20 protein-coding genes, 1 pseudogene and 1 riboswitch are annotated in these 23362 nt (G+C 74.0%); of the genes and pseudogenes, 13 read left to right on the top strand and 8 right to left on the bottom strand.

The window, feature by feature from the left end; all coding sequences use genetic code 11:
• Positions 1-404 (bottom strand): CoA-binding protein (locus ICC28_RS34055; RefSeq protein ID WP_188292668.1); only part of this gene is annotated, 404 nt, incomplete at its 3' end.
• A gap of 78 nt (positions 405-482) precedes the next feature.
• A riboswitch (cobalamin riboswitch) is annotated at positions 483-671 on the top strand.
• 68 nt (positions 672-739) lie between these two features.
• Between ICC28_RS34055 and ICC28_RS34050 the strand changes: the two genes are divergently transcribed.
• From ICC28_RS34050 to ICC28_RS34015, 8 genes are all read left to right on the top strand, one after another.
• A complete protein-coding gene (locus tag ICC28_RS34050; RefSeq protein WP_188292667.1) occupies positions 740-1759 on the top strand; it encodes an ABC transporter substrate-binding protein in 1020 nt (339 codons plus the stop codon).
• The gene (locus ICC28_RS34045) at positions 1756-2769 is read left to right on the top strand and encodes a FecCD family ABC transporter permease (RefSeq protein ID WP_188292666.1); all 1014 of its coding nucleotides are present in this window, start codon (positions 1756-1758) and stop codon (positions 2767-2769) included. The genes ICC28_RS34050 and ICC28_RS34045 overlap by 4 nt, the downstream gene beginning before the upstream one ends.
• Positions 2766-3536, top strand: a complete 771-nt coding sequence (locus tag ICC28_RS34040) for an ABC transporter ATP-binding protein (RefSeq protein ID WP_188292665.1) — start codon at positions 2766-2768, stop codon at positions 3534-3536. Before ICC28_RS34045 ends, ICC28_RS34040 begins: the two co-directional genes overlap by 4 nt.
• 410 nt (positions 3537-3946) lie before the next feature.
• The gene (locus ICC28_RS34035) at positions 3947-4711 is read left to right on the top strand and encodes a hypothetical protein (protein ID WP_188292664.1); all 765 of its coding nucleotides are present in this window, start codon (positions 3947-3949) and stop codon (positions 4709-4711) included.
• Positions 4708-5250, top strand: coding sequence for a SixA phosphatase family protein (locus tag ICC28_RS34030; protein ID WP_188292663.1), 543 nt, complete (start codon positions 4708-4710; stop codon positions 5248-5250). The genes ICC28_RS34035 and ICC28_RS34030 overlap by 4 nt, the downstream gene beginning before the upstream one ends.
• A 136-nt stretch (positions 5251-5386) precedes the next feature.
• Positions 5387-6013, top strand: a complete 627-nt coding sequence (locus ICC28_RS34025) for a YigZ family protein (protein ID WP_188292662.1) — start codon at positions 5387-5389, stop codon at positions 6011-6013.
• A gap of 116 nt (positions 6014-6129) precedes the next feature.
• Complete coding sequence (locus tag ICC28_RS34020; RefSeq protein WP_188292661.1) at positions 6130-7293, top strand: exonuclease SbcCD subunit D; 1164 nt, start codon at positions 6130-6132, stop codon at positions 7291-7293.
• A 217-nt stretch (positions 7294-7510) separates the two neighbouring features.
• On the top strand, positions 7511-10501 hold the full coding sequence (locus ICC28_RS34015) for an AAA family ATPase (RefSeq protein WP_188292660.1): 2991 nt from the start codon (positions 7511-7513) through the stop codon (positions 10499-10501).
• On the opposite strand, the gene ICC28_RS34010 is transcribed toward ICC28_RS34015, so the two are convergent.
• Positions 10495-10941, bottom strand: coding sequence for an Lrp/AsnC family transcriptional regulator (locus ICC28_RS34010; protein WP_188292659.1), 447 nt, complete (start codon positions 10939-10941; stop codon positions 10495-10497). The two genes, ICC28_RS34015 and ICC28_RS34010, sit on opposite strands and share 7 nt — an antisense overlap.
• Positions 10942-11064: 123 nt before the next feature.
• On the opposite strand from ICC28_RS34010, the gene ICC28_RS34005 reads away from it, so the two are divergent.
• Entirely contained in the window at positions 11065-11547 is a 483-nt protein-coding gene (locus ICC28_RS34005; protein WP_188292658.1) for a rhodanese-like domain-containing protein, read from the top strand.
• 2 nt (positions 11548-11549) lie between these two features.
• Here ICC28_RS34005 and ICC28_RS34000 read toward each other — a convergent pair whose 3' ends face one another.
• On the bottom strand, positions 11550-12350 hold the full coding sequence (locus ICC28_RS34000) for an ATP-grasp domain-containing protein (RefSeq protein WP_188292657.1): 801 nt from the start codon (positions 12348-12350) through the stop codon (positions 11550-11552).
• A gap of 77 nt (positions 12351-12427) precedes the next feature.
• Between ICC28_RS34000 and ICC28_RS33995 the strand changes: the two genes are divergently transcribed.
• Both ICC28_RS33995 and ICC28_RS33990 read left to right on the top strand, forming a co-directional pair.
• The gene (locus tag ICC28_RS33995) at positions 12428-12940 is read left to right on the top strand and encodes an immunity 21 family protein (RefSeq protein WP_188292656.1); all 513 of its coding nucleotides are present in this window, start codon (positions 12428-12430) and stop codon (positions 12938-12940) included.
• 77 nt (positions 12941-13017) lie between these two features.
• Positions 13018-13851 carry an SDR family oxidoreductase gene (locus tag ICC28_RS33990; protein ID WP_188292655.1) on the top strand — a complete coding sequence of 278 codons (834 nt, stop codon included), beginning with the start codon at positions 13018-13020 and terminating at the stop codon, positions 13849-13851.
• Here the strand turns inward: ICC28_RS33990 and ICC28_RS33985 are convergent, their stop codons facing one another.
• Together ICC28_RS33985 and ICC28_RS33980 are read right to left on the bottom strand one after the other, a co-directional pair.
• Entirely contained in the window at positions 13852-15540 is a 1689-nt protein-coding gene (locus tag ICC28_RS33985; RefSeq protein WP_188292654.1) for a DUF885 domain-containing protein, read from the bottom strand.
• 32 nt (positions 15541-15572) lie between these two features.
• Positions 15573-16064 carry an Lrp/AsnC family transcriptional regulator gene (locus ICC28_RS33980; protein WP_188292653.1) on the bottom strand — a complete coding sequence of 164 codons (492 nt, stop codon included), beginning with the start codon at positions 16062-16064 and terminating at the stop codon, positions 15573-15575.
• A gap of 60 nt (positions 16065-16124) precedes the next feature.
• Here ICC28_RS33980 and ICC28_RS33975 point away from each other — a divergent pair, with 60 nt between their 5' ends.
• A complete protein-coding gene (locus tag ICC28_RS33975; protein WP_188292652.1) occupies positions 16125-17312 on the top strand; it encodes a trans-sulfuration enzyme family protein in 1188 nt (395 codons plus the stop codon).
• A gap of 3 nt (positions 17313-17315) precedes the next feature.
• Here ICC28_RS33975 and ICC28_RS33970 read toward each other — a convergent pair whose 3' ends face one another.
• The 3 genes from ICC28_RS33970 to ICC28_RS33960 all read right to left on the bottom strand — a co-directional run bounded on the left by ICC28_RS33970 (position 17316) and on the right by ICC28_RS33960 (position 22493).
• Positions 17316-18749: a GNAT family N-acetyltransferase gene (locus tag ICC28_RS33970; protein WP_188292651.1), complete on the bottom strand. Its 1434-nt coding sequence runs from the start codon at positions 18747-18749 to the stop codon at positions 17316-17318.
• Between the two features lie 209 nt (positions 18750-18958).
• Positions 18959-20533, bottom strand: coding sequence for an alkaline phosphatase D family protein (locus ICC28_RS33965; protein ID WP_188292650.1), 1575 nt, complete (start codon positions 20531-20533; stop codon positions 18959-18961).
• Between the two features lie 517 nt (positions 20534-21050).
• A complete protein-coding gene (locus ICC28_RS33960; RefSeq protein WP_188292649.1) occupies positions 21051-22493 on the bottom strand; it encodes a PLP-dependent aminotransferase family protein in 1443 nt (480 codons plus the stop codon).
• Here ICC28_RS33960 and ICC28_RS33955 point away from each other — a divergent pair.
• Positions 22484-23329 (top strand): annotated as a pseudogene (locus ICC28_RS33955) (DMT family transporter); the annotation flags it as partial. The gene ICC28_RS33960 and the pseudogene ICC28_RS33955 overlap by 10 nt on opposite strands.
• Between the last annotated feature and the right edge of the window lie 33 nt (positions 23330-23362).

Below are 23362 nucleotides of genomic sequence, written 5' to 3'. Positions count from 1 at the left end.
CCCAGCCGCGGTATGTCGATGGCCGGGCAGCGGTCCATGACCATGTCGAGGCCCGCGGCGCGGGTGCGGTCGTAGGCGGCCTCGTCGATGACGCCGAGCTGGAACCACACGGCGCTCGCGCCCTTGGCGACCGCCTCGTCGGCGACCGGCCCGGCCAGCTCGCTGTTGACGAAGACGTCGACGACGTCCACGTCGAAGGGGATGTCCGCGAGACTGGCGTAGCCCTGCTCGCCGTGCACCGTCTCCGCCTTGGGGTGGACCGGCACCACGCGCTTGCCGTACCGCTGGAGCACCTCGGCCACGCCGTACGCGGCACGCCGCCGGTTCGTCGACAGGCCCACCACGGCCCAGGTGTCACCGAGTTCCGTGAGGATCTTGCGAACCGTCGCGTCGTCACCGTACACCGGGGGCCTCCTCGACCTCATGACTGGGCTGTCGTCGGCACAACGGCCGACGGCGCGCGGTGATTCCCCACAGCCGCGTGATAGCTTGCCGAAGCCAGTCGAACCCATGTACGTGGGTCAGGGAATCCGGTGCGAATCCGGAGCTGACGCGCAGCGGTGAGGGTGACGGGCGGGGCCTCGGCCACTGGACGGCACACGTCGTCCGGGAAGGCGCTCCGACCCGGACGACCCCGAGTCCGAAGACCTGCTGGCGGCCCCCGCGGCAGACCTGCGGCGGGGGAGCACCGTACGACCGGGCTCCGCGTTCGAGCCCTCGACGACTGAGGACCGCTTCCGTGCCTTTCGCACGTCTCACCCGCCCCGCCGCCCTGCTCGCGGCCGGTACCCTGCTCCTGACCGGCTGCTCCGACGGAAACGACGCCACGGACGCCAAGTCGGCCGTCACGCTCGAGAACTGCGGGCACACCGTCCGCGTACCGGAGCCGCCGCGGCGCGCCGTCTCCCTCAACCAGGGCACCACCGAGATCATGCTCTCCCTCGGCCTCGCCGACCGCATGGCCGGGACCGCCACCTGGACCGACCCCGTGATGAAGGGGCTGGAGAAGGCGAACGCGAAGGTGGAGCGGATCGCCGAGAACAACCCCTCCTACGAGCGGGTCCTGGAGGCCGAACCCGACTTCGTCGCCGCCTCCTTCGTCTCCACCCTGGGGCGGGGCGGCGTCGCCACCCGCGAGCAGTTCGAGAAGCTGGGCGTGCCGACCTACGTCTCTCCCTCTGACTGCGCCGGGAAGGACAACTCCGGGGACGGCGACGGCGTGCGGACCACCCCGCTGACCATCGACGACATCTACGGCGAAGTCCGGGACCTCGCCGAGATCTTCGGCGTCGAGGAGCGGGGCGAGAAGCTCGTCGCGAGCCTGAAGCGGCGGATGGAGCGGGCGACGGCCGACCTCGACGCCTCGGGCACGACCCTCCTGTACTGGTTCTCCGACTCCAAGTCGCCCTACATGGCCGGCTGTTGCGGCGCACCCGGCATCATCACCAACGCCCTGGGCGCGAAGAACGTCTTCGACGACACGGACGAGGAGTGGCCGCAGATCAACTGGGAGACCGTCGCCGACCGCGACCCCGCCGTCCTCGTCATCGGCGACCTGACCCGCAGGGCGCAGTCCGCCGAATCGGCGGCGAAGAAGATCGAGTTCCTGGAGTCGAACCCGGTCACGAAGAACATGACCGCCGTCCGCCACAAGCGGTACGTCCTGCTCAGCGGGCAGGCCATGAACCCGACCATCCGCACCGTCGAGGGCGTGGAGAAGGTCGCGGCGGCGCTGCGCGAGTCCAGGCGCACCAAGTGACCCTCCGCGGGCTCCTCCTGGGCACGGCGGGCACCGTCCTGCTGTGCTGCTCGCTCGCCGTGGCCATCACCATCGGCCCGGCCGACATCCGGGTCACCGACGTGTGGTCCGTCGTCGCCTCCCATCTGGGCCTCGGCACCTCGGAGTTGACGCCGATCCGGGACGGCATCGTGTGGCAGCTGCGGCTGCCGCGCACGCTGCTCGCGGCCGTGTGCGGGGCCGGACTCGCCGTGTGCGGCGCGGTGATGCAGTCGCTGCTGCGCAACCCGCTCGCCGACCCCTTCGTCCTCGGCGTGTCCTCGGGCGCGTCGACCGGAGCCGTGGCGGTGGTCGTCCTGGGCGTCGGCGGCGGCGTGGTGTCCGTGTCCGCGGGGGCCTTCGTAGGCGCGCTGGTGTCGTTCGCGCTGGTGCTGTACCTCAGCCACACCCTCGGCGGCAGCACCGACCGGGTCGTCCTCGCGGGCGTCGCCGCCATGCAGCTCTTCTCCGCCCTCACCTCCTTCGTGGTGATGACCGCGGCCGACGCCGAGACCACCCGCGGCGTGCTCTTCTGGCTCCTCGGCTCGCTCGGCGGCGTCGGCTGGACCGACGTGTGGATGTGCCTGTCGGTGCTGGTCGTGTCGCTTGCGGTGTGCCTGTCCTACGCCCGTGTCCTGGACGCCTTCGCCTTCGGGGAGGACGCGGCGGCCTCCCTCGGGGTGTCCGTCGCCCGTACCCGGCTGGTGCTGCTGTGCGTCACGGCCCTGCTCACGGCCGCGCTGGTGAGCTCGGCCGGGGCCATCGGCTTCGTCGGCCTGGTCCTGCCGCACGCCGCCCGCGCCCTGACCGGACCGGGTCACGCCCGGCTGCTGCCGGTCACCGCGCTGGCCGGAGCGGTGTTCCTGGTGTGGGTCGACACGCTGGCCCGTACCGTCCTCGACCCCCAGGAGGTGCCGGTGGGCGTGGCGACCTCACTGATCGGCGTGCCGGCCTTCGTGGCCGTGCTGTACCGGACCAGGAGGGTGCGATGACCCTGCGCGCAGAGAAGGTGGCCCGCCGGGCCGACGGCCGGCTGATCCTGGACGGTGTCACCCTCGCCCCCGAACCCGGTTCCACCGTGGGCCTCCTGGGACCCAACGGCTCCGGCAAGTCCACGCTGCTGCGACTGCTCGCCGGACTGCTCGCGCCGACCGCCGGAGTCGTCACGCTCGACGGCGACCCCCTCTCCGGTCGGCCCCGCCGCGAGATCGCCCGCCGCCTCGCCGTGGTCGAGCAACAGGCCGACACCCTGGTGGAGTTGACCGTCCTGGACGTCGTACGGCTGGGGCGCGTGCCGCACCGCCGCGCCTGGACGCCCGCCTCCGCGCACGACGAACGGGCCGTGCGCGCCGCCCTGGAACGCACCGGCCTCACCGACCGCGCCGAGCAGCCCTGGCACACCCTGTCCGGCGGCGAGCGCCAGCGCGTGCAGATCGCCCGCGCACTCGCCCAGGAGCCGCGCGAACTCCTCCTCGACGAGCCCACCAACCACCTCGACATCCACCACCAGCTCGACCTGCTCGCGCTGGTCGCCGACCTCCCCGTCACCACCGTCGTCGCCCTGCACGACCTCAACCTCGCCGCCATGTACTGCGACCGCGTCGTGGTGCTCCACACCGGCCGGGTCGTGGCGTCCGGCACCCCCGCCGACGTACTGACCGAGCGCCTCGTCGCCGACGTGTACGGAGTCCGGGCCACCATCACCCACGACGACGACGGCGACCGGCCGCACGTCCGGTTCCTGGGGACGCTGGCCTGAAAGCGCCCCTGGCCTGGGGCGCAGTCTGCGCGGCATCCGCACGGCAGGGGGTCGCGGACGCCCGGACGCGACGCGCACGCCGCACGCACGCCCGTCCGCCTCGGCGTTCCGGGGCTGCCGTCCGGCCCACGCACGCCGGACTGTCTGCTTCAGCGTTCTGGGGCTGCCGCTCCGCCCACGTAGTACGTCAGACCGTCCGCCTCGACGCTCCCGGGCTGCCGCTCCGCCCACGCCGCACACGCGCCCCGGCGTTCCGGGGCTGCCGCTCCGCCCACGCCGAATCCGTGCACCGCGCGCGGGGCGGGTGCGGGCACAGCTCCGGTCGGCCCTCTTTACGGCTCTTTACGGAATCAGCCGCGCGACGTCCGCGCGCGGTGGAATTCCGCCACGGCGTCCGCAAACCGTGCCGGATGCCTGCGCCGGAGCGCGCGCCCGCCTACGCTCGGGCCGTGCTGCGCATCATCGACGCCCGAACGGGCGAGCCTGTCGACGCCGCCCCTGCCCGGCGCGGTCTGACCCGCGTCGAGGCCCATGCGCCCGGCTTCGACACCGGCGCCCTGCGGGTGCTGCTGGTCGCCGATCTCCTCGTGCGCGCCCTGGAGCTGGGCGGCACTCCCGTCTGGGCGGTCCTGCGCGGCGAACGGCAGCGGGCCGAACTGCGGGCCGGGGCCGCCGCCCTGGGCGTACGGCCCTTCGAGGACGCCGCGGACGTCGGCACCGGCCTGGGCGAGAAACAGGTCATCCACGTGGTGCCGGAGGGCGGTGCCGGACCCGAGGGCGTCCGCGTCGCCGTCGCGCCCGTCCACGCCGAGGCACCCGATCCCACGCAGGGCGTCGACCCCGCCGCCCTGCGCCTGGCCCTGCTCGCCCGGCGCAGGGGCGTGCCGGTCCGGCTCGACCCGGCCGCCCTGAACGAGGCCCACGACACCCTCGTACGCTGGCGGCGGGCGATCGCGGGATGGGCGCACCGGCCCTCGCGGCCGGTCTCCGACGAGGTGCGCGCACAACTGCGTACCGCCTGGGAGGACGACCTGGACGTGCCCGGGGTGCTGCGGGTGCTGGCCTGGGTGGAGAGCGAACCGGACTTTCCCGACGGCGCCCGTTTCGAGACGTTCGCCTACGCCGACCGGCTGCTCGGCCTGGACCTCGCCCGCGACCTGGGATCCCCGGCGTGATCGCGCGCGCGGGAACGGGACCGTTGCGCCGGCTTGTCGTGCTGCGGCACGCGAAGTCGGCCTGGCCCGAGGGGGTCGCCGACCACCGGCGCCCGCTCGCCCCGCGCGGCCGCCGGGACGCACCGGCCGCGGGCCGCGCGCTGGCCGAGGCGGACCTGCTCCCCGGCCTCGCCCTGTGCTCCACCGCGGTGCGGGCCCGCCAGACCTGGGAACTGGCCTCCGCCGAATGGGGCACCCCGCCGCCGGTCCGCTTCGAGCCGCGGCTGTACGGGGCCGACGTCCCCGAGCTGCTGGCCGTCGTGCACGAGACCGCGGCGCAGGTCGAGACCCTGCTGCTGATCGGCCACAACCCCGGTCTGGAGGAGCTGGTGGTGGAGCTGGCCGGGGACGGCATGGAGGACACCCTGGACCGCCTGCGCGTGAAGTTCCCCACCTCGGCCGTCGCCGTACTGGCCTGGCGCGGCCCCACCTGGAACACCCTGGCCCCCGGCGCCGCCTTGCTGACGTCGTTCACCGTGCCCCGGGGCAGGAAGCGTTAGGGCAGCGCCCCAGCCGGGGCGCGCGGCTGTGTCGATATGCGGCTCCGCCGCGATGGGGGAACGACCAGCCACGACGGCGCCGCAGCAAAGAGACGGCCCGGCGTGGCCCGACCGGCGGAGCGCATAGGCTGGCCCGATGCAGGACGAGTACCGCACAGTGGCCCACGCGGGTGTGCACGAGACCGAGGTCAACCGCTCGCGCTTCCTGTGCGCCCTCGCCCCGGCGGCCACCGAACAGGAGGCCCAGGACTTCATCGCGGGCATCCGCAAGGAGCACGCCGACGCCACGCACAACTGCTACGCCTACGTCGTCGGCGCCGACGCCGCGATCCAGAAGGCGAGCGACGACGGCGAACCGGGCGGCACGGCCGGCGTCCCCATGCTCCAGATGCTGCTGCGCCGCGAGATGCGCTACGTCGTCGCCGTCGTCACCCGCTACTACGGCGGCGTCAAGCTCGGCGCGGGCGGCCTCATCAGGGCCTACGGCGGCGCGGTCGGCGAGGCCCTGGACACCCTCGGCACGATCACCCGGCGCCGCTTCCGGCTCGCCACGGTCACCGTCGACCACCAGCGGGCCGGCAAGGTCCAGAACGACCTGCGCGCCACCGGACGCGAGGTACGGAACGTGACCTACGCCGAGTCCGTCACCATCGAGATCGGCCTGCCCGACGCCGACGTGGACGCCTTCCGCGCCTGGCTCGCCGACGCGACCGCCGGGGCGGCCGGGTTCGAACTGGGCGGAGAGGCGTACGGCGACGCATGACGAGTCGGGTGAAGCGCCTATAGCGCACATAACGGACGGTCTCCGGTGCGGCCATGACGGCCGATACGGGAGTAACCGCCCGTGATGTCAGACCCGGCCGTTAGTCTTCGGGGATCATGAGGCTGCTGCACACTTCCGACTGGCATCTGGGCCGGGCGTTCCATCGCGTGAACATGCTCGGGGCCCAGGCCGAGTTCATCGGCCACCTCGTCACGACCGTGCGTGAGCGCGAGGTGGACGCGGTGGTCGTGTCGGGGGACGTGTACGACCGGGCGGTGCCGCCGCTCGCCGCGGTCGAGCTGTTCGACGACGCCCTGCACCGGCTCGCCGACCTGGGCGTGCCCACGGTGATGATCTCCGGGAACCACGACTCCGCCCGCCGCCTCGGCGTCGGTGCCGGGCTCATCGACCGCGCGGGCATCCATCTGCGGACCGAGCCGTCGGGCTGCGGCACGCCGGTGGTGCTGCGGGACGACCACGGCGACGTGGTCTTCTACGGGCTGCCGTATCTCGAACCCGCCCTGGTGAAGGACGAGTTCGGGGTGGAGAAGGCGGGGCACGAGAGCGTGCTCGCCGCCGCCATGGACCGTGTCCGCGCCGACTTGGCCGCACGCGCGCGTGGCACGCGTTCCGTCGTCCTGGCGCACGCCTTCGTCACCGGCGGCGAGGCCAGCGACAGCGAGCGGGACATCACCGTCGGCGGGGTGGCCGCCGTGCCCGCCGGGGTCTTCGACGGCGTCGACTACGCGGCCCTCGGGCATCTGCACGGCTGCCAGACCATCACCGAGCGCGTGCGCTACTCCGGGTCGCCGCTCGCGTACTCCTTCTCCGAGGCCGACCACCGCAAGAGCATGTGGCTGGTCGACCTGGACGCCGCCGGTGCCGTCACCGCGGAGCGGATCGACTGCCCCGTCCCGCGCGCGCTCGCGCGGATCCGGGGCCCCCTGGAGGAGCTGCTCGCCGATCCCGGGCTCGCCCGGCACGAGGACGCCTGGGTCGAGGCGACCCTGACCGACCCGGTCCGCCCGGCCGACCCGATGGCCCGGCTCACCGAGCGCTTCCCGCACACCCTGAGCCTGGCCTTCGACCCCGAGCGGGCCCCGGACGACCCGGACGTGTCGTACGCCAGGCGGCTGGCGGGGCGTAGCGACCAGCAGATCGCCGAGGACTTCGTCGCCCATGTGCGCGGCGCGGGACCGGACGAGGACGAGCAGGGCGTACTGCGCGACGCCTTCGACGCGGTCCGCGCGGACGCTGCCGTGAAGGAAGTGGCCCGGTGAAGCCGCCCCGCTGCGGTGCTCCGACGGGGCTGGGCCGAAGCGGCTGTCCGGCGGAGGCGGGCCGCAATGGCTTTCCGGCGGGGCCGGGCCGCAACGGTCGTCTGGCGGGGCCGGGCGGCAATGGCTTTCTGGCGGGGCCGAGCCGAAGCGGCCGTCCGACGGAGCCCCGTCGTCCCGGCGGCGCCGCTCCCGGTGCCCTCGTACCGGAGGTCGCCCCGTGAGACTGCACCGCCTGGACATCACGGCCTTCGGCCCCTTCGGGGGCTCCCAGAGTGTCGACTTCGACGACCTCTCGGCGGCCGGGCTCTTCCTGCTGCATGGTCCCACCGGCGCCGGAAAGACCTCCGTGCTGGACGCCGTCTGCTACGCGCTGTACGGCTCGGTGCCCGGCGCCCGGCAGAGCGGCCAGGGGCTGTCCCTGCGCAGCGACCACGCGGCGGCGACGACGCGCACGTCCGTCACGCTCGAACTGACCGTCGCGGGGCGCCGGTTGGAGATCACCCGGCAGCCGCCCTGGGAGCGCCCCAAGAAGCGCGGCTCGGGCACCACGGTGGACAAGGCCCAGAGCTGGCTGCGCGAGCACGACGCGGTCACCGGCGTCTGGAAGGACCTGAGCCGGTCGCACCAGGAGATCGGCGAGGAGATCACCCAGCTGCTCGGCATGAGCCGCGAGCAGTTCTGCCAGGTCGTGCTGCTGCCCCAGGGCGACTTCGCGCGCTTCCTGCGCGCCGACGCCGAGGCCCGGGGCCGGCTGCTCGGCCGCCTCTTCGACACCCACCGCTTCGCCGAGGTGGAGAAGCGCCTGGCCGAACGCCGGCGCGCCGCCGAGGCACAGGTCCGTGAGGGCGATGCCGCGCTGCTGGCCGACGCCCACCGCATGCAGCAGGCGGCGGGCGACGCCATGGAGCTGCCCGAGCTGACCCCGGGCGAACCGGGGCTCGCCGAGGCCGTCCTGACCGCCGCCGCCGTCGCCCGCAGCACCGCCCGCGAACAACTCGACGTCGCCGGCTGCCGGCTCGCCGCGGCCGAGTCCGCGCAGGCCGCCGCCGACCGCGCGCTGGCCGACGTACGCGAGACCGCCCGGCTGCAGCGCAGGTTCGCCGAGGCGCGGGAGCGGGCGCGGCTGCTCCAGGAGCGGGCCGACGGCCACCGCGAGGCGCAGGCGCGCATGGAGCGGGCCCGCAAGGCGGAGGCGGTGGCGCCCGCCCTGGAACTGCGGGAGGCGGCCGACGCCGAGCACCGGAGGGCGGCCGCCGCGCAGGCACGCGCGCGTGCCCTGCTGCCGGACGCCTTCGCCGACGCCGGTGCGGCCGGGCTCGCCGCCGCCGCACGCCGGGCCGCCGAGGAGCTGGGCGGCCTGGAGTCGGCCCGGCGTGCCGAGCAGCGGCTGACCGAACTCGTCCAGGAGCGTGCCGACCTGGACCGTCAGGAGCGCGCCGACGAGGACGTCCTGGCGGAGGCGGAGGCCTGGCTCGCCGGATGGGAGGCCACCCGCGCCGGCCTGCAGGACCGGATCGACTCCGCCCAGGAGGCCGCGACCCGCGCCGAGCAGCTCGCCGTACAGCGGGAGCCCGCGCGGCAGCGGCTGGCGGCGGCCCGGACGCGCGACCGGCTCGCCGGTGACACGGACGGCGCCGCCGAGCGGGCCCGCCGCGCGCAGGAGGAGACGCTGACGGCGAAGGCGCACTGGCTGGAGGTGAAGGAGCAGCGACTGAACGGCATCGCCGCCGAACTCGCCGCACAGCTGGCCGACGGCGAACCCTGTGCCGTCTGCGGCGCCACCGAGCATCCCGCGCCCGCCCGCAAGGACGCCGGACACGTCGACCGCGAGGCCGAGGAACAGGCCCTCGCCGCCTACCAGGAGGCCGAAGCACGCCAGGCCGACCAGGAACGGCGGCTCGGCGTCGCCCGCGAGGCGCTGGCCGCCGCCACCGCCGAGGCGGGCGACTCCCCGACCGGGCAACTGGCCGAGGCCGTCGAGGAGTTGGAGCGGCTCTACGCCGAGGCCCGCCGGGACGCCTCCGCACTGCATTCCGCGCACGAGGAGCTGCGCCGCGCCGAGCAGGAGCACGAACGGCGCGTTGCCGCGCGGCAGCAGGCGGAGATCAGAGCCGCGGCCCGCGTCGGCCACCGCGACCGGCTGGACCGTGAACGAGCCGCCCTGGAAGAGGAGTTGACGCAGGCCCGCGGCACGCTGGACAGCGTGGCCGCACGCGCCGCCCAGTTGGAGCGGCAGGTCGCCCTCCTCACCGACGCGGCCGACGCCGCCCGCGCGGCCGAGGACAGCGCCGAGCGGCTCAAGGACGCCGACGCACGGCTCGCCGACGCCGCGTTCCGCGCGGGCTTCGACACCCCGCAGGCCGCGGCCGCCGCCCTGCTCGACGACGCGGCCCACCGCGATCTCCAACGGCGCCTGGACGCCTGGCAGTCCGAGGAGGCCGCCGTACGCGCGGTCCTCGCCGAGGCCGACACCGCGGCCGCCGCCCGGCGGCCGGACGCCGACCCGGCCGCCGCGGAGGAGGCTGCCGCGGCCGCCGGGCGCCGACTGCGCGAGGCGGCCTCCGCGCGCGACGCCGCCGCCCGCCGCTGCGCCGAACTCGACCGGCTCTCCGCCCGCTCGGCCGCGGGCCTGACCCGGCTGGCCCCGCTGCGCGCCGAGTACGACCGCGTGGCCCGCATCGCCGCCCTCGCCGCGGGCACCTCGGCTGACAACGAACGCAAGATGCGCCTGGAGGCCTACGTCCTCGCCGCCCGCCTGGAACAGGTCGCCGCCGCCGCGACCGTACGGCTGCAGCGCATGTCCTCCGGCCGTTACACGCTCGTCCACTCCGACGACCGTTCCGGACGCGGGCGCAGCGGCCTCGGGCTGCACGTCGTCGACGCCTGGACCGGACGCGAGCGCGACACCGCCACGCTCTCGGGCGGCGAGACCTTCTTCGCCTCCCTGGCCCTGGCCCTCGGCCTCGCCGACGTCGTCACGGACGAGGCGGGCGGGGTCCGGCTCGACACGCTCTTCATCGACGAGGGCTTCGGCAGCCTCGACGACCAGACCCTCGACGAGGTCCTCGACGTGCTCGACTCCCTGCGCGAACGCGACCGCAGCGTCGGCATCGTCAGCCACGTCGCGGATCTACGGCGGCGGATCCACGCCCAACTGGAGGTCGTGAAGGGGAGATCGGGGTCGACGCTGCGACAGCGGGGTCACTGACCGAGGGGGCGCCGGGGCAGCGGCGAGGAGTAGACGACGCTGGTGGTGACCGCGCCGAGGGAGCCGATCTTGCCGGACACCTCCTCCAGATGCCGCATCGAGCGCGCGGCGACCTTGATGACGAAGCAGTCGTCGCCCGTGACGTGGTGCGCCTCCAGGATCTCCGGCGTCACGGCGACCAGGTCGTGGAACGGCTTGTAGTTGCCGTTCGGATAGCGCAGCCGCACGAACGCCAGGATCGGCAGCCCCAGCCGCTCCGGGTCCACCACGGCGGCGTACCCCTGGATGACGCCCGCCTCCTCCAGCCGCCGCACCCGCTCGGTGACCGCGCTCGGGGACATGGAGACGGCACGTGCCAGGTCGGCGAAACTGGCCCGGCCCTCCCGCTGGAGGACCTCAAGAATGCGCCAGTCGGTGGCGTCCGGGGAAAACGTGGTCATGGAGGAGAGATAGCAGGGAAATCCCCGGCCGATCAAGAGCAGGGCCGGGGATTGCCCCTTCATGGGGATGATCTTCGCACCGTAGATTCTGGCCAGAAGGAGCCACCACAGAGAGGCCGGACCATGAGCAGCACAGCCACCACCGTCAACCCCGTCCTGCGCGTGGCCCCGGCGGACCCCGCCGCGGCCGCCGCCTACTTCCGCGCGAGCCTCGCCTTCCACGCCGACGTGTCCGACGTCGCCACCGCGCTCGCCGCCGACGGCGACCCCGGGTTCGTGGTCGTCGACTCCCGCTCCACCGCGTCCTGGGACCAGGGCCGCATCCCCGGCGCCGTCCACCTGCCCACCGCGCTCATCCCCGAGCAGGCCGAGCGGCTCCTCGACAAGTCCGTGCCCGTGGTGACGTACTGCTGGGGCCCCGGCTGCAACGGCGCCACCCGCGCGGCCCTCGCCCTCGCCGAACTGGGCTACCAGGTCAAGGAGATGCTCGGCGGCTTCGAGTACTGGGCGCGCGAGGGCTTCGAGTTCGAGACCTGGGAGGGGCCCGCGCGGCGCGCGGCGGACCCCCTGACGGCGCCGGTGGACGCGGAGGACTGCGGCTGCTGAGCCTATGGGGCGCGCACCACCGTCGGCACCGGGCGCAGGAACCCGCGCTCCGCGGCGGTGAACTCGGCCGCGGGACGCGCCGCGCGGAGGACCACGTCGAGCGCCGCGTCCGGGTCGCAGGCGTAATGCCCGCTTCCCCAGGCCGCGTTGGCCTCGATGACCGCCCAGCCCGAGTCGGCCCCGGCGAGCAGGCCGACGTCCACCACGACCGCGCTCGGCAGACCCGTGCCGGCCAGCCGGGCAGCGAAGTCCAGCACCTCGGCGCGGCGCGGGTCCTGCTCCAGCGGGGCCACGTCGAGGTCGCCGCCCGTGGCGTACCGGCTGCCGGTGCGGACCTCGCCGTCGAGGAGGAACAGCCGGAACTCCGCGGCGAACGCCACGATGTCGCTCACCAGGACGGCCGTGTCGTCGTCCACTGCGTCCGGACCGGGCAGCCGGCTGCCGTCCGGATACACGCGGGCCGGGAAGCTCTTGTCGTTCGGCGGTTTCACGAACGCCGGACGCCGCAGTTGCCGGGCCGCGGCCAGCGTGGTGAACTCCACCTCCCTGCCGGTGAGTTCACGCGGCAGCCGGGCCAGCCAGTCCTGGGGCGCCTCCAGCAGCCCGAGGCCCAGCTCCCCGGCGACGGCGTCCGCGAACAGCGGCCCCGCGTACAGCGAGGCGCCGGCGCGGCCGCGCCGGGAGTCGGGCACGCGCCAGTCGCGCAGTGTCTCGACGTGCAGGCTGCGTCGCCGCGCCGTGTCCGCCAGGGCGTGGCCGGTCGCCGTGACGCGCGGGGAGAGGAAGAGGGTCCGGTTGGTCATGAGAGCCGAGGGTGGCGCACGGGAAGGTGCCCGGTACAGCGAATTTGTCTGCCGCCGGTGCGTGTAGGTTCTGCGCCATGGTGCGATTCACGGGCGCGGCAGTGCGGTGGGTGGAGTCGGGCGGCGGGCCTCTCATAGCGGTGCCGGAGGCGGTGTTGCCGTTCTGGGCGGGCGCCGACGGCGACGAGACCGTCTCCGACTACGACCGGGCCTGCGAGGTCGACGCATCCGTGGGCCTGCTCCCCGTCGGGGACGCCACCGCCCTGGTCCTCGGCGACGAACCCGCCTCCACCGCCTATCTGCCCGAGCACGGCACCTTCGTGCGCTGGTGTGCCGCCGACTCCGAGGACGCGCTGCTGGCGAGCGTTCCGGCGGCGCTCGCCGCGGCGGACTGGGAGGACGAGGTCCACTGGAACGTACGCGGCCCCGTCCTGCTCTTCGACTCCGCCTGGCCGGGCCCCGCGTCGGAACGCACCGACCATCAGCGGGTGCCCCTGGAACCGGGCCGCTACGCGGTACGCGCGGCCCAGGCCCGGCCCGAGCCGGAGACCTGGCTGGGACTGGTCCAACTCCGGCGACTGGCCTCGTGACAGGGCGCTGACCGGCCCCCTGATACGGCGTCGATATTCGCGTGCGCCCCACGCGCACCCCGCCGAAAATGACCACTATGCCCCGACTCCCGCACCCCACCCCCGAAGAGCTGCGCCGCGACCCCCTGCCCCTGCGCGGCCGTACCGCCCTCGTCACCGGCGCCAGCAGACGCGGCGGCATCGGGCACGCGGTCGCCCGGCGGCTCGCCGCCTACGGGGCGAGCGTCTACCTGCACCACCACGTACCCCACGACGCCGCCATGCCCTGGGGCGCGGACCGGCCCGAGGACGTCGTCGCCTCCGTACGCGAGGCCCTCGCCGACCCCGATGCCCGAGTCGTCGCCGGACCCGGCGACCTCTCCGACCCGGTGGCGCCCGCCGAGCTGATCGCCGGGGCCGCGGAGGCACTCGGCGGACGGCTCGACATCCTGATCGCCAACCACGCCCTCAGCGGCTCCGACGGCACCCTCGACGAGATCGACGCCGCGATGCTCGACGCGCACTGGGCGGTCGACACCCGCTCGGTGCTGCTGCTGGTCCAGGCCTTCGCGAGGCTGCCGCACCGGCCCCGGGGCGGACGCGTCGTCATGATGACGTCCGGCCAGGACATCGCGGGCGGCATGCCCGGGGAGATCGCCTACGCCCTCCAGAAGGGCGCCCTCGCCTCGATCACCCGCTCCCTTGCGGCGGCGCTCGCCGAGCGGGCGATCACCGTGAACACCGTCAACCCCGGTCCTGTGGACACCGATTACCTGACCGGCGAGGCCTACGACGCCGTGGCCTCGATGTTCCCCGCCGGCCGGTGGGGCATGCCCGACGACCCGGCCCGCCTCGTCGCCTGGCTGGCGACGGACGAGGCGGGCTGGATCACCGGGGAGGTCATCAACTCCGAGGGCGGCTTCCGGCGTTGATCACAGGGCGGAGAGTTCGTCCACCAGGTCGTCCAGGCCCAGCGAGCCCTGGGAGAGGGCGGCCATGTGCCAGGCCTTGAGGTCGAAGGCGTCGCCGTGCCGCTCGCGGGCCTTCTCCCGGCCCAGCAGCCAGGCACGTTCGCCGAGCTTGTAGCCGATCGCCTGGCCCGGAATCGTCAGATAGCGGGTCAGCTCGCTCTCCACGAAGTCCGCCGGACGGCTGCTGTGCGCGCCGAAGAACTCCTCGGCCAGCTCAGGCGTCCAGCGCTCGCCCGGGTGGAACGGCGAGTCCGCCGGGATCTCCAGCTCCAGGTGCATGCCGATGTCGACGATGACCCGGGCGGCCCGCATCATCTGCGCGTCGAGGTAGCCGAGCCGCTCCTCCGCGTCGGTGAGAAAGCCGAGTTCGTCCATCAGCCGCTCCGCGTACAGCGCCCAGCCCTCGCAGTTGGCGCTGACGTGACCGACGGTGGCCTGGTAGCGGGAGAGGTTCTCCGCCACGTGCGCCCACTGCGCGAGCTGGAGGTGATGGCCCGGCACGCCCTCGTGGTACCAGGTGGAGACCAGGTCGTAGACCGGGAAGCGGGTCAGCCCCATCGTGGGCAGCCAGGTACGGCCGGGGCGGGAGAAGTCCTCGGTCGGGGCCGTGTAGTACGGGGCCGCGGCGCCGCCCGGCGGGGCGATGCACGACTCCACCTTCCTTACCCGCTGGGCGAGTTCGAAGTGCGTGCCGTCGAGCGCCTCGATCGCCCGGTCCATCACGCCCTGCAGCCACTCGCGGACCTCGTCGACGCCCTCGATGTGCCGGCCGTGCTCGTCGAGGTGCTTGAGCGCCACCCACGGCGTCTCGGCGCCGGGCAGGATCTTCTCCGCCTCCTGCTTCATCTCGCCGAGCAGGCGGTGGTACTCGGACCAGCCGTACGCGTAGGCCTCGTCCAGATCCAGGTCCGTACCGTTGAAGTAGCGCGACCAGCGGGCGTAGCGCTCCCGGCCGACCGTGTTCGGGGCGTCCTCGACGGCGGGCGCGTACACCTCGCGCATCCAGTCCCGCAGCTCGACCACGGCCGCGGTCGCCTCGCGGGCGGCCTTGTCCAGTTCCGTGCGCAGCGTCTCGGGCCCACCGGCCGCGAAGTCCTCGAACCAGCCCCGGCCCTCGCCGGTGTCGGCCCACTCGGTGAGCTGCTCCAGGAAGGTCGCCGTCGGGCGCGGGCCCGCGTACAGCTTGCGCTCCAGGCCGAGCGTGAGGCACTCGCGGTAGCCGCCGAGCGCGGCCGGCACCGCGCGCAGCCGCTCGGCGATCGCCGCCCAGTCCTCCTCGGTGTCGGCCGGGGTGATGGTGAAGACCTCACGCACCTGGTGGGGGACGGTGTGCAGGTTGCCGACCGAGCGCAGGGCCTCGTCGGCCTCGTGCACGGCGAGTTCGGCGGTGAGCCGCTCGCGCAGCAGCCGCGCGCACCGGCGCTCGATGTCACTGTCCGCACCCGGCCGGCGCTCGGCCTCGTCGAGCCGTGCCAGCGTCGTCCGGGCCAGTTCCGCGAGCGCCTCCTGGCCCGCGGGCGAGGTGTCGGGCAGCTTGCTCGAACTCTCCTTCACGCCGAGATACGTGCCGATGATCGGGTCGAGGGCGATGAGGTCGTCGACATAGGCGTCGGCGACCTGACGGGGCAGCGGGCTGTTGGTCTGCGACATGCGGACCATCCTGGTACGACGGGGCCGCGGCGTCACCCGGATTGAGCCGAGGGCGTACGAGGCAGCAGCGGTCCGCAGTCCCACTGCTGGAAGATCAGCCGCGTCTCGACGCGCGCCACTTCCCGGTGCGCGGTGAACTCGTCCAGCACCAGCCGCTGGAGATCGGCCATGTCCGCGACCGCGACATGCACCAGATAGTCGTCCGGGCCGGTGAGATGGAAGACGGTCCGCGACTCCGGCAGCGCCCGGATCCGCTCCACGAACGGCCCCACCAGCTCCCGCCGATGCGGCCTGACCTGCACGGACAGCAGCGCCTCAAGCCCACGCCCGAGCTTCGCCGGGTCCAGCCGCAGCTGATGGCCGAGAATCACCCCGGCCCGCCGCAACCGGGTCACCCGGTCCAGACAGGTCGACGGTGCCACCCCCACCTGCGCCGCCAGATCCCGGTACGTCGTCCGGGCGTCGTTCTGCAGCAGCCGCAACAGATGAAGATCCACCGGATCCAGTACGACAGATTCGGCCACTGGCCGAACGTAGCACGGTGTCCCCTTCCTGTGACCCGGTCGGCGTTCACTCTTCCGTCCATGGAGACCCCTGCGCGATTGAGAGCTCTGGCCACCGAGGCCGTGCACGCCGGCCGCGACGACCTCGCCGGTCAGGGACTGCACGCCCCGCCGATCGACCTGTCCACGACCTACCCCTCCTACGACAGCCGCGGCGAGGCCGCCCGTATCGACGCGTTCGCCACGACCGGGGCCGAGCCGGACGGGCCGCCCGTCTACGGGCGCCTGGGCAACCCGACCGTCGCCCGCTTCGAGACCGCCCTCGCCAGGCTGGAGGGCACCGAGTCCGCGGTGGCGTTCGCCAGCGGCATGGCCGCGCTCAGCGCCGTCCTGCTGGCCCGGGCCTCGGCGGGCCTGCGCCACGTCGTCGCCGTCCGCCCCCTGTACGGGTGCAGCGACCATCTCCTGACCGCCGGTCTGCTCGGCTCGGAGGTGACCTGGACCGACCCGGCCGGCATCGCCGACGCGCTGCGCGCCGACACCGGGCTCGTGATGGTCGAGTCGCCCGCCAACCCCACCCTCGCCGAGGTCGACCTGCGGGCGATCGCCCACGCCTGCGGCTCCGTGCCGCTGCTCGCGGACAACACCTTCGCCACCCCCGTCCTCCAGCGCCCGGCGGAACAGGGCGCGCGGCTGGTGCTGCACAGCGCCACCAAGTACCTCGGCGGTCACGGCGACGTGATGGCGGGCGTGGTGGCCTGCGACGAGGAGCTGGCCGGACAGCTGCGCCAGATCCGCTTCGCCACCGGCGGCGTCCTGCACCCGCTGGCCGGATACCTGCTGCTGCGCGGACTGTCCACGCTGCCGGTCCGGGTCCGCGCCGCCTCCGCGAACGCCGCCGAACTCGCCCGCCGCCTCGCCGCCGACCCGCGCGTGGCCCGCGTCCACTACCCGCGCATCGGCGGCGCCATGATCGCCTTCGAGGTCCACGGCGACCCGCACGAGGTGATCGCCGCCGTCCGACTGGTCACCCCGGCGGTCAGCCTCGGCAGCGTCGACACCCTCATCCAGCACCCGGCCTCCATCAGCCACCGCATCGTGGACGCGGAGGACCGCAAGGGGGCCGGGGTGAGCGACCGGCTGCTGCGGATGTCGGTGGGGCTGGAGGACGTGGAGGACCTGTGGGCGGATCTGGACCACGCGCTGGGCGGCCCCTCGGGCACGGGAGCGGCCGGCCGCATGGCATCCGCAGCGGCCGGCCGCCCCTAGCCTCTACTGCGCCTCGGCCGCCCGGCGTACGACCACCGCGTCCTCCTGCTCGACCGGCTCAGCGAGCCGCGCGGTGATGACGAGGGTTCCCTCCTCGATCTGATAGTCGAGGGGGAGCCCCAGGCCCCGCATCGCGGCGACCATCCCGGTGTTGGACGCCTGCGTCACGGCGTACACGCTCTCGCAGCCGGCCTCGGCGGCCATGGACACCAGCCGTCCCAGCAGCTCCGCGCCGATGCCGCGTCGCTGCCACGCGTCCTCGACGAGCAGCGCGACCTCCGTCTCGTCGCCGTCCCACAGCAGGTGGCCGAGGCCGACGATGCGCCCCGACGCCGTCTGCACGGCGAGGGTGCGGCCGTACCGCGGGCTGAGCAGGTGGGTCAGGTAGCGGTCCGCGTCACCCACCGGCCCGTGGTACCGCATGCCCAGCGTCCGCGCGGAGCACCGCTCGTGCATGGCCTTCGCGGCCTCGACATCTCCGGTGTCGGCGCGGCGCACGGTGATGTCGCTGCCCTCCGGCAGCGTGAGCACGTCGTGGCCGTGCGGCACGCGCGGGCCGAGCCGCGCGTCGAGCTCCACCAGGGCCCGCGCCCGGGCGAACTCGGTCGGCGTGAACGGAAGATACGGCCGCTCCACGGTGATCACTCCGCCTTCCGGCGCCCGCAACCGCAGCACGGTGTCCTCCAGCACCCCCTCCACCGGCACCGCGTCCGGCCCCCGGCCACCGCCGACGGGCGCCGCGGGGAGCTGCCGGATCGTGCACCGGCCCAGCAACTGGCGCAGCGCCAGCGGCAGTTCGGCCGCGTCCAGCGCGGTACGGGTGGCGAGGCCGAGCACCCGGGTCGGCGCGTCCACCAGATCGTGGGCGTCGGCGCGCTCGATCCACGTACCGGTGCCGCCGGCCGCGCGGACGGCCCGGGTGATCTCGGCCGCCGCGAGGTCGCCCGGAGCGCGCAGCAGGAACTCGTCCACCGTGCCCTCGGCCAACGGGTGCGTCTGCAGACTCAGGATGTCCACCCGCCGGTCCGCCAGCGCCGTGCACAGCGCGGCCAGCGAACCCGGTTCGTCCTTCACGGTCGTCCGCATCCGCCACAGCGCGCTCTCCGGGATTCCGGCTTCGGCGTCGGTTTCAGCAGGCTGCGGCTCAGGGTGTCCCGACGGCCCGGCCTGCCGCCCCGCCGCGGGCGACCGGGCACCGGTATCGTCCGTCGGCGGTGCGTGACCGTGGCGGCGTGCCCACCATGTGTGGAACGCCGCGGTGGCGACGAGGACGACCGCCGACACCAGCAGCAGCGCCGGTCCGTCGGGTCCGTGCCCGATCAGGTCGGCCACGGCGTCCGCCACCGCGACCGCGGTGAGGAGCGCCGCGAGCTGGACGACGTCCCGCCGCCAGTGGTGAACGGGACGGCCGTGCTTGGCGCGCGTCACATCAGACATGTCTCGACTCATGCAACCACTGTGAAGGAACGGTGTTGCGTGATCACGAACGCTTTGTGACCGGGCGGTAAAGAACGCTTCTGCGTGCTTTTACGGCCCTTTCGCCGGAATCGCGCCGACCGGTGAAACCGGGCCGTGCCAGGGCGAGTTGAGCGTGCCGCGCGCCGGGGGATGACGCCGGTGCGCGACACGCCACAAGGCTACGTGACCTACTGGCCGACCAGGCCCGGCTGCAGCACCTGCGTGAACAGCACGGTGCCGTCCTGCTCCCGCAGCCGTACCGTCAGCTCACCGCTGCCGCCGTCGATGTCCACCTCGCCGAAGAACTGGTAGCCCTCGGCGGGAGAGACGTTGGCGCGGGTCGGCGCCTTGAGGAACACCCGTTCCGGACCGAAGGTGTCGTCCAGCGTGTTGGCCGGGAAGGCACCGGCGTTCAGCGGACCCGAGACGAACTCCCAGAACGGCTCGAAGTCGGTGAACGCCGCCCGCGAGGGCTGGTAGTGCTGGGCCGAGGTGTAGTGCACGTCGGCGGTCAGCCACACCGTGCCGGTGATCCGCCGGTGCTTGATGTACCGCAGCAGTTCGGCGATCTGGAGCTCACGGCCGAGCGGGGCGCCCGGGTCGCCCTGCGCCACCGCCTCGATGTGCGGCTTGCCGTCCCCGGTGTCCGGCACGACGAGGCCGATCGGCATGTCGGAGGCGATCACCTTCCACACGGCACGGGAGCGGGACAGCTCACGCTTGAGCCACTCCAACTGCTCGCGGCCGAGGATGCCCTGCTCGTCGACGGTCTGGTTGCCCGGCGAGTTGGCGTTGCGGTAGGTGCGCATGTCCAGTACGAAGACGTCCAGCAGCGGGCCGTAGTGCTGGACGCGGTGCACCCGGCCGCCGGGGCGGCGCAGCGTCGAGATCGGGAAGTACTCCGAGAACGCCCGGCGGGCCCGGGCGGCGAGCACGTCGACGCGCTTCTCGGTGTACCGGGCGTCGTCGAGGATCTCGCCCGGGTACCAGTTGTTGGTGACCTCGTGGTCGTCCCACTGGATGATCGAGGGCACCCGGGCGTTGAAGGCGCGCAGGTTCTCGTCCAGCAGGTTGTAGCGGAAGTTGCCGCGGAACTCCGCCAGCGTCTCGGCGACCTTGGCCTTCTCCTCGGTGGTGACGTTCCGCCAGGTCCGGCCGTCGGGCAGGGGGACGGTCGAGGAGATCGGACCGTCGGCGTAGACGTTGTCGCCGCTGCAGAGGAAGAAGTCCGGGTCGAGACCGGCCATGGTGTCGTAGATCCGGTAGCCGCCGAGGTCGGGGTTGATGCCCCAGCCCTGGCCGGCGAGGTCGCCGGACCAGACGAAGCGGACGCCGTCGCGCCGCTTCACCGACGCCGTGCGGAAGGCGCCGGTGACCGGCTCGCCCGTACGGCGCGGGTCGTCGGGGTCGGCGAGCAGGACGCGGTAGTGGATCTGCCGGCCCGGTGGCAGACCGCGCAGCCGGGTGGTGCCGGTGAAGTCGGTGCCGGAGCCGAGGAGCGGCCCGTGCCATCTGCGCGGGTTGCGGAACGACTCGGTGGCGGACGTCTCGACGATCATCCGGGCCGGGCGGTCGGAGCGCACCCACACCAGACCGGAGTCGGTCGTCACGTCTCCCGTCTGCACGCCCCACTCCGCCCTGGGCCGTCCCGACCGGGCGAACGCGGGGGCCGCGCCGAGCGCGGGGGGCAGGGTCAGGGCCGCCGACGCGGCGAGCGAGCCGCGCAGAACGCTGCGGCGTCCGGGCAACGGACGGTGTGACATGGATGCGCCTCCAGGACGGGATCCGGCCAGTGCAGTGCCACAACTACTGGTGCGCCGCAGCGCACACGCAAACCACAAGTGAACAACTGACCGCCGGACCGAGGGGGCCCGGTTGCTTCCGTGGCGTGTCGCGGGAGGCGGGTGGGGTTGCGGTCGCTTCCCTGGTGTCGCGGTGGCGGGTTCTGGTCGTGGTTGCTCTGGGTGTGTGTCGCGGTGGCGGGTTCTGGCCGTGGTTGCTTCCGGCGTGTGTCGCCGTGGCTGGTTGTGGTCGCGGTTGCCCCTGCGGCGTGTCGCCGTGGCGGGTCCGGGCCGCGGCTGCCGCCGCCATGTCCGCCGTAGCCGGTCGGGCCACAGCCGCCGTAGCCCGTCAGGCGCCCGTGGCCACCCCGCCGTCTCCCCGCCTCGGCCCCGTCGTATCCCCCCGCGACGCCGCTGCCTCCCCGCCGCGACGCCGTCGTCTCCCCGCTGCGACGCCGCTGTCTCCCGCCGCACCCCCGCCGTGCCCCGCCTTGCCCCGTCAGACCGCAGCTGCCTCCGCCATGAGCCGTACGCCGTCCCGGATGCGGGCCGGGGACAGGTGCGCGTAGCCCAGCACCAGCCGTACGTCGTCGTGGGCGGTACGCGCGTGCGTGCAGTCGGCGAGTGGGCGTACCGCCACCCCGGCCGCGGCCACGCGCGCGAGGAAGCGCTCCTCGGGGCCGAAGGGTTCGGGCAGGACGGCGATGACATGGAGTCCGGCGGCGATGCCCGAGACCCGGGAGCCCGGGAAGTGCTCCTCCAGGGCGGCGACCAGGGTGTCCCGGCGCTCCCGGTAGGCGCGTTGGCAGCGGCGCAGCTGACGGTCGTAGTCGCCGCGTTCGACGAATCGGGCGAACAGGGCCTGGTCGAGTGTGGGGTGGCCGAGATCCATCGTCCGCTTGCGCTCGACGACGTCCTCGGCCAGCGACCGCGGGACGAGCAGCCAGCCCAGCCGCAGACCGGGGGCGAGCGACTTGCTGACCGATCCGGTGTAGGCGACCCGTTCCGGGTCGAGGCCCTGGAGGGCACCCACGGGAGCGCGGTCGTAGCGGAAGTCGCCGTCGTAGTCGTCCTCCAGGACGAAGCCGTCCACCGACCGGGCCCAGTCCAGCAGTTCGGCGCGGCGGGGTGCGGAGTAGGCGATGCCGCTCGGGTACTGGTGCGTGGGCGTGGCCACGACCGCCCGTACGCCCGAGTCCCGCAGCGGGCCTACGGCGAGACCCTCGTCGTCGAGGGGCACGGGCACGGTGGCGACGCCGGCGGCGGCGTACAGGGCGTCGTGCTGCGGGCTCCCCGGGTCCTCGACGCCGACGGCGCCGATCCCGCGCGCGTGCAGGACGAAACCGAGCAGTGTCGTCGCCTGGGCCACCCCGGAGACGATCACGAGGCGCTCGGGGTCGGCGACCACACCCCGGCGGCGGGCCAGGAGTTCGGCCAGGGCCGTGCGCAGGCGGGGCAGCCCGCGCGGATCGGGATACCCGAGGTCCTGGTGCGGCAGTTCCGCCAGGACCCCGCGCTGCGCGGCGGCCCAGGCGGCGCGTGGGAACAGCGAGAGGTCGGGGGTGCCGGGCACGAAGTCGGCGCGCGTCCCCGGGGAGCGAGGGGCCAGGTCACGCGCGCGCGTGCCGGACGCCCGCACGGCACCGCTCACCCAGGTGCCCGCGCCCCGCCCGCTGCGCAGATAGCCCTCCGCGGTGAGCTGCTCGTACGCCTCGGTGATCAGCCCGCGCGACACGCCCAGGTCGGCGGCGAGGTCCCGGCTGGACGGCAGCCGGGTGCCGGGGGCGAGCCGCCCCGCGCGCACCGCCTCGCGCAGCGCCGTCTGCAACGAGCGGCCACGCGTGCGTGCCGGTGCCGAGGCGGCCGGCAACAGCACCTCCCACGCGGGTGAACCCCTGCCCGGCCGTGAGTCCGCGTCCCGATTGGTCTCCGATGCCGTCATGGAAATGGACCTTAAACCGGACCGCCGCGCTTCCTAGCGTCGCTCCCATGAACGCCACCACCACGCGCGGAGCCCTGCTCGCCGCGCTCGCCTGTGTACTCGTCGGAGGATCCTTCACCGCCAACAGCGTCCTCGGCGAATATCCGTACGCGGGGGGCCAGTTCCTGCGCTACGGACTGGCCTGTCTGCTGCTCGTGCCGCTGGCCGGGCGGGGCGCGGCGGCCCGGCTGAAGGCGCTCACGGCCCGCCAGTGGCTCCGCCTCGCCCTGCTCGCCGCCGTCGGCATGGTCGGCTTCAACCTGGCCGTCCTCGCCGCGGAACGCACCGCGGAACCGGCCGTGCCCGGCGTCCTGGTGGGCTGCGCGCCCGTGGTCGTGGCCGTCGTCGTGCCGCTCCTGGAGGGCCGTCGGCCCCAACGGATCGTCCTGTACGGGGCGTTGCTGGTCGCCGTCGGCGCCCTCACGGTCCAGGGGTGGGGCCGTACGGACGCGGCGGGCATCGCGTTCTCGGTGTGCGCGCTGGCGGGCGAGGTCGGGTTCGCCGTCCTCGCCGTACCCGTGCTGCGGTCCCTGGGACCGCGTCTGCTGTCCGCCACGGTGTGCGGCATCGCCGCCGTGGAGTCCGCGGCGGCCGGACTGCTCGCGGACGGCGGCGGGTGGCTGCGGAGTCCGGACACCACGGAGACGGTCGCCCTGCTGTGGCAGGCCGTGATCGTCACCGTGATCGGCTTCGTGTGCTGGTACATGGGCATGCAGCGGATCGGCGCGGAGCGCGCCACGCTGTTCTCCGGCCTCATCCCGGTCGCCGCCGCCTGCACCGCGCCGCTCGTCGGAACGGGCTCCTACGGTGCCGCGCAGGCCGCGGGCAGC

It is taken from the genome of Streptomyces sp. TRM68416 (assembly GCF_014596915.1).
Taxonomy (GTDB): domain Bacteria; phylum Actinomycetota; class Actinomycetes; order Streptomycetales; family Streptomycetaceae; genus Streptomyces.
Note: the sequence above shows the minus strand (reverse complement) of the source record. Positions and strands in the feature narration are given on the sequence as shown.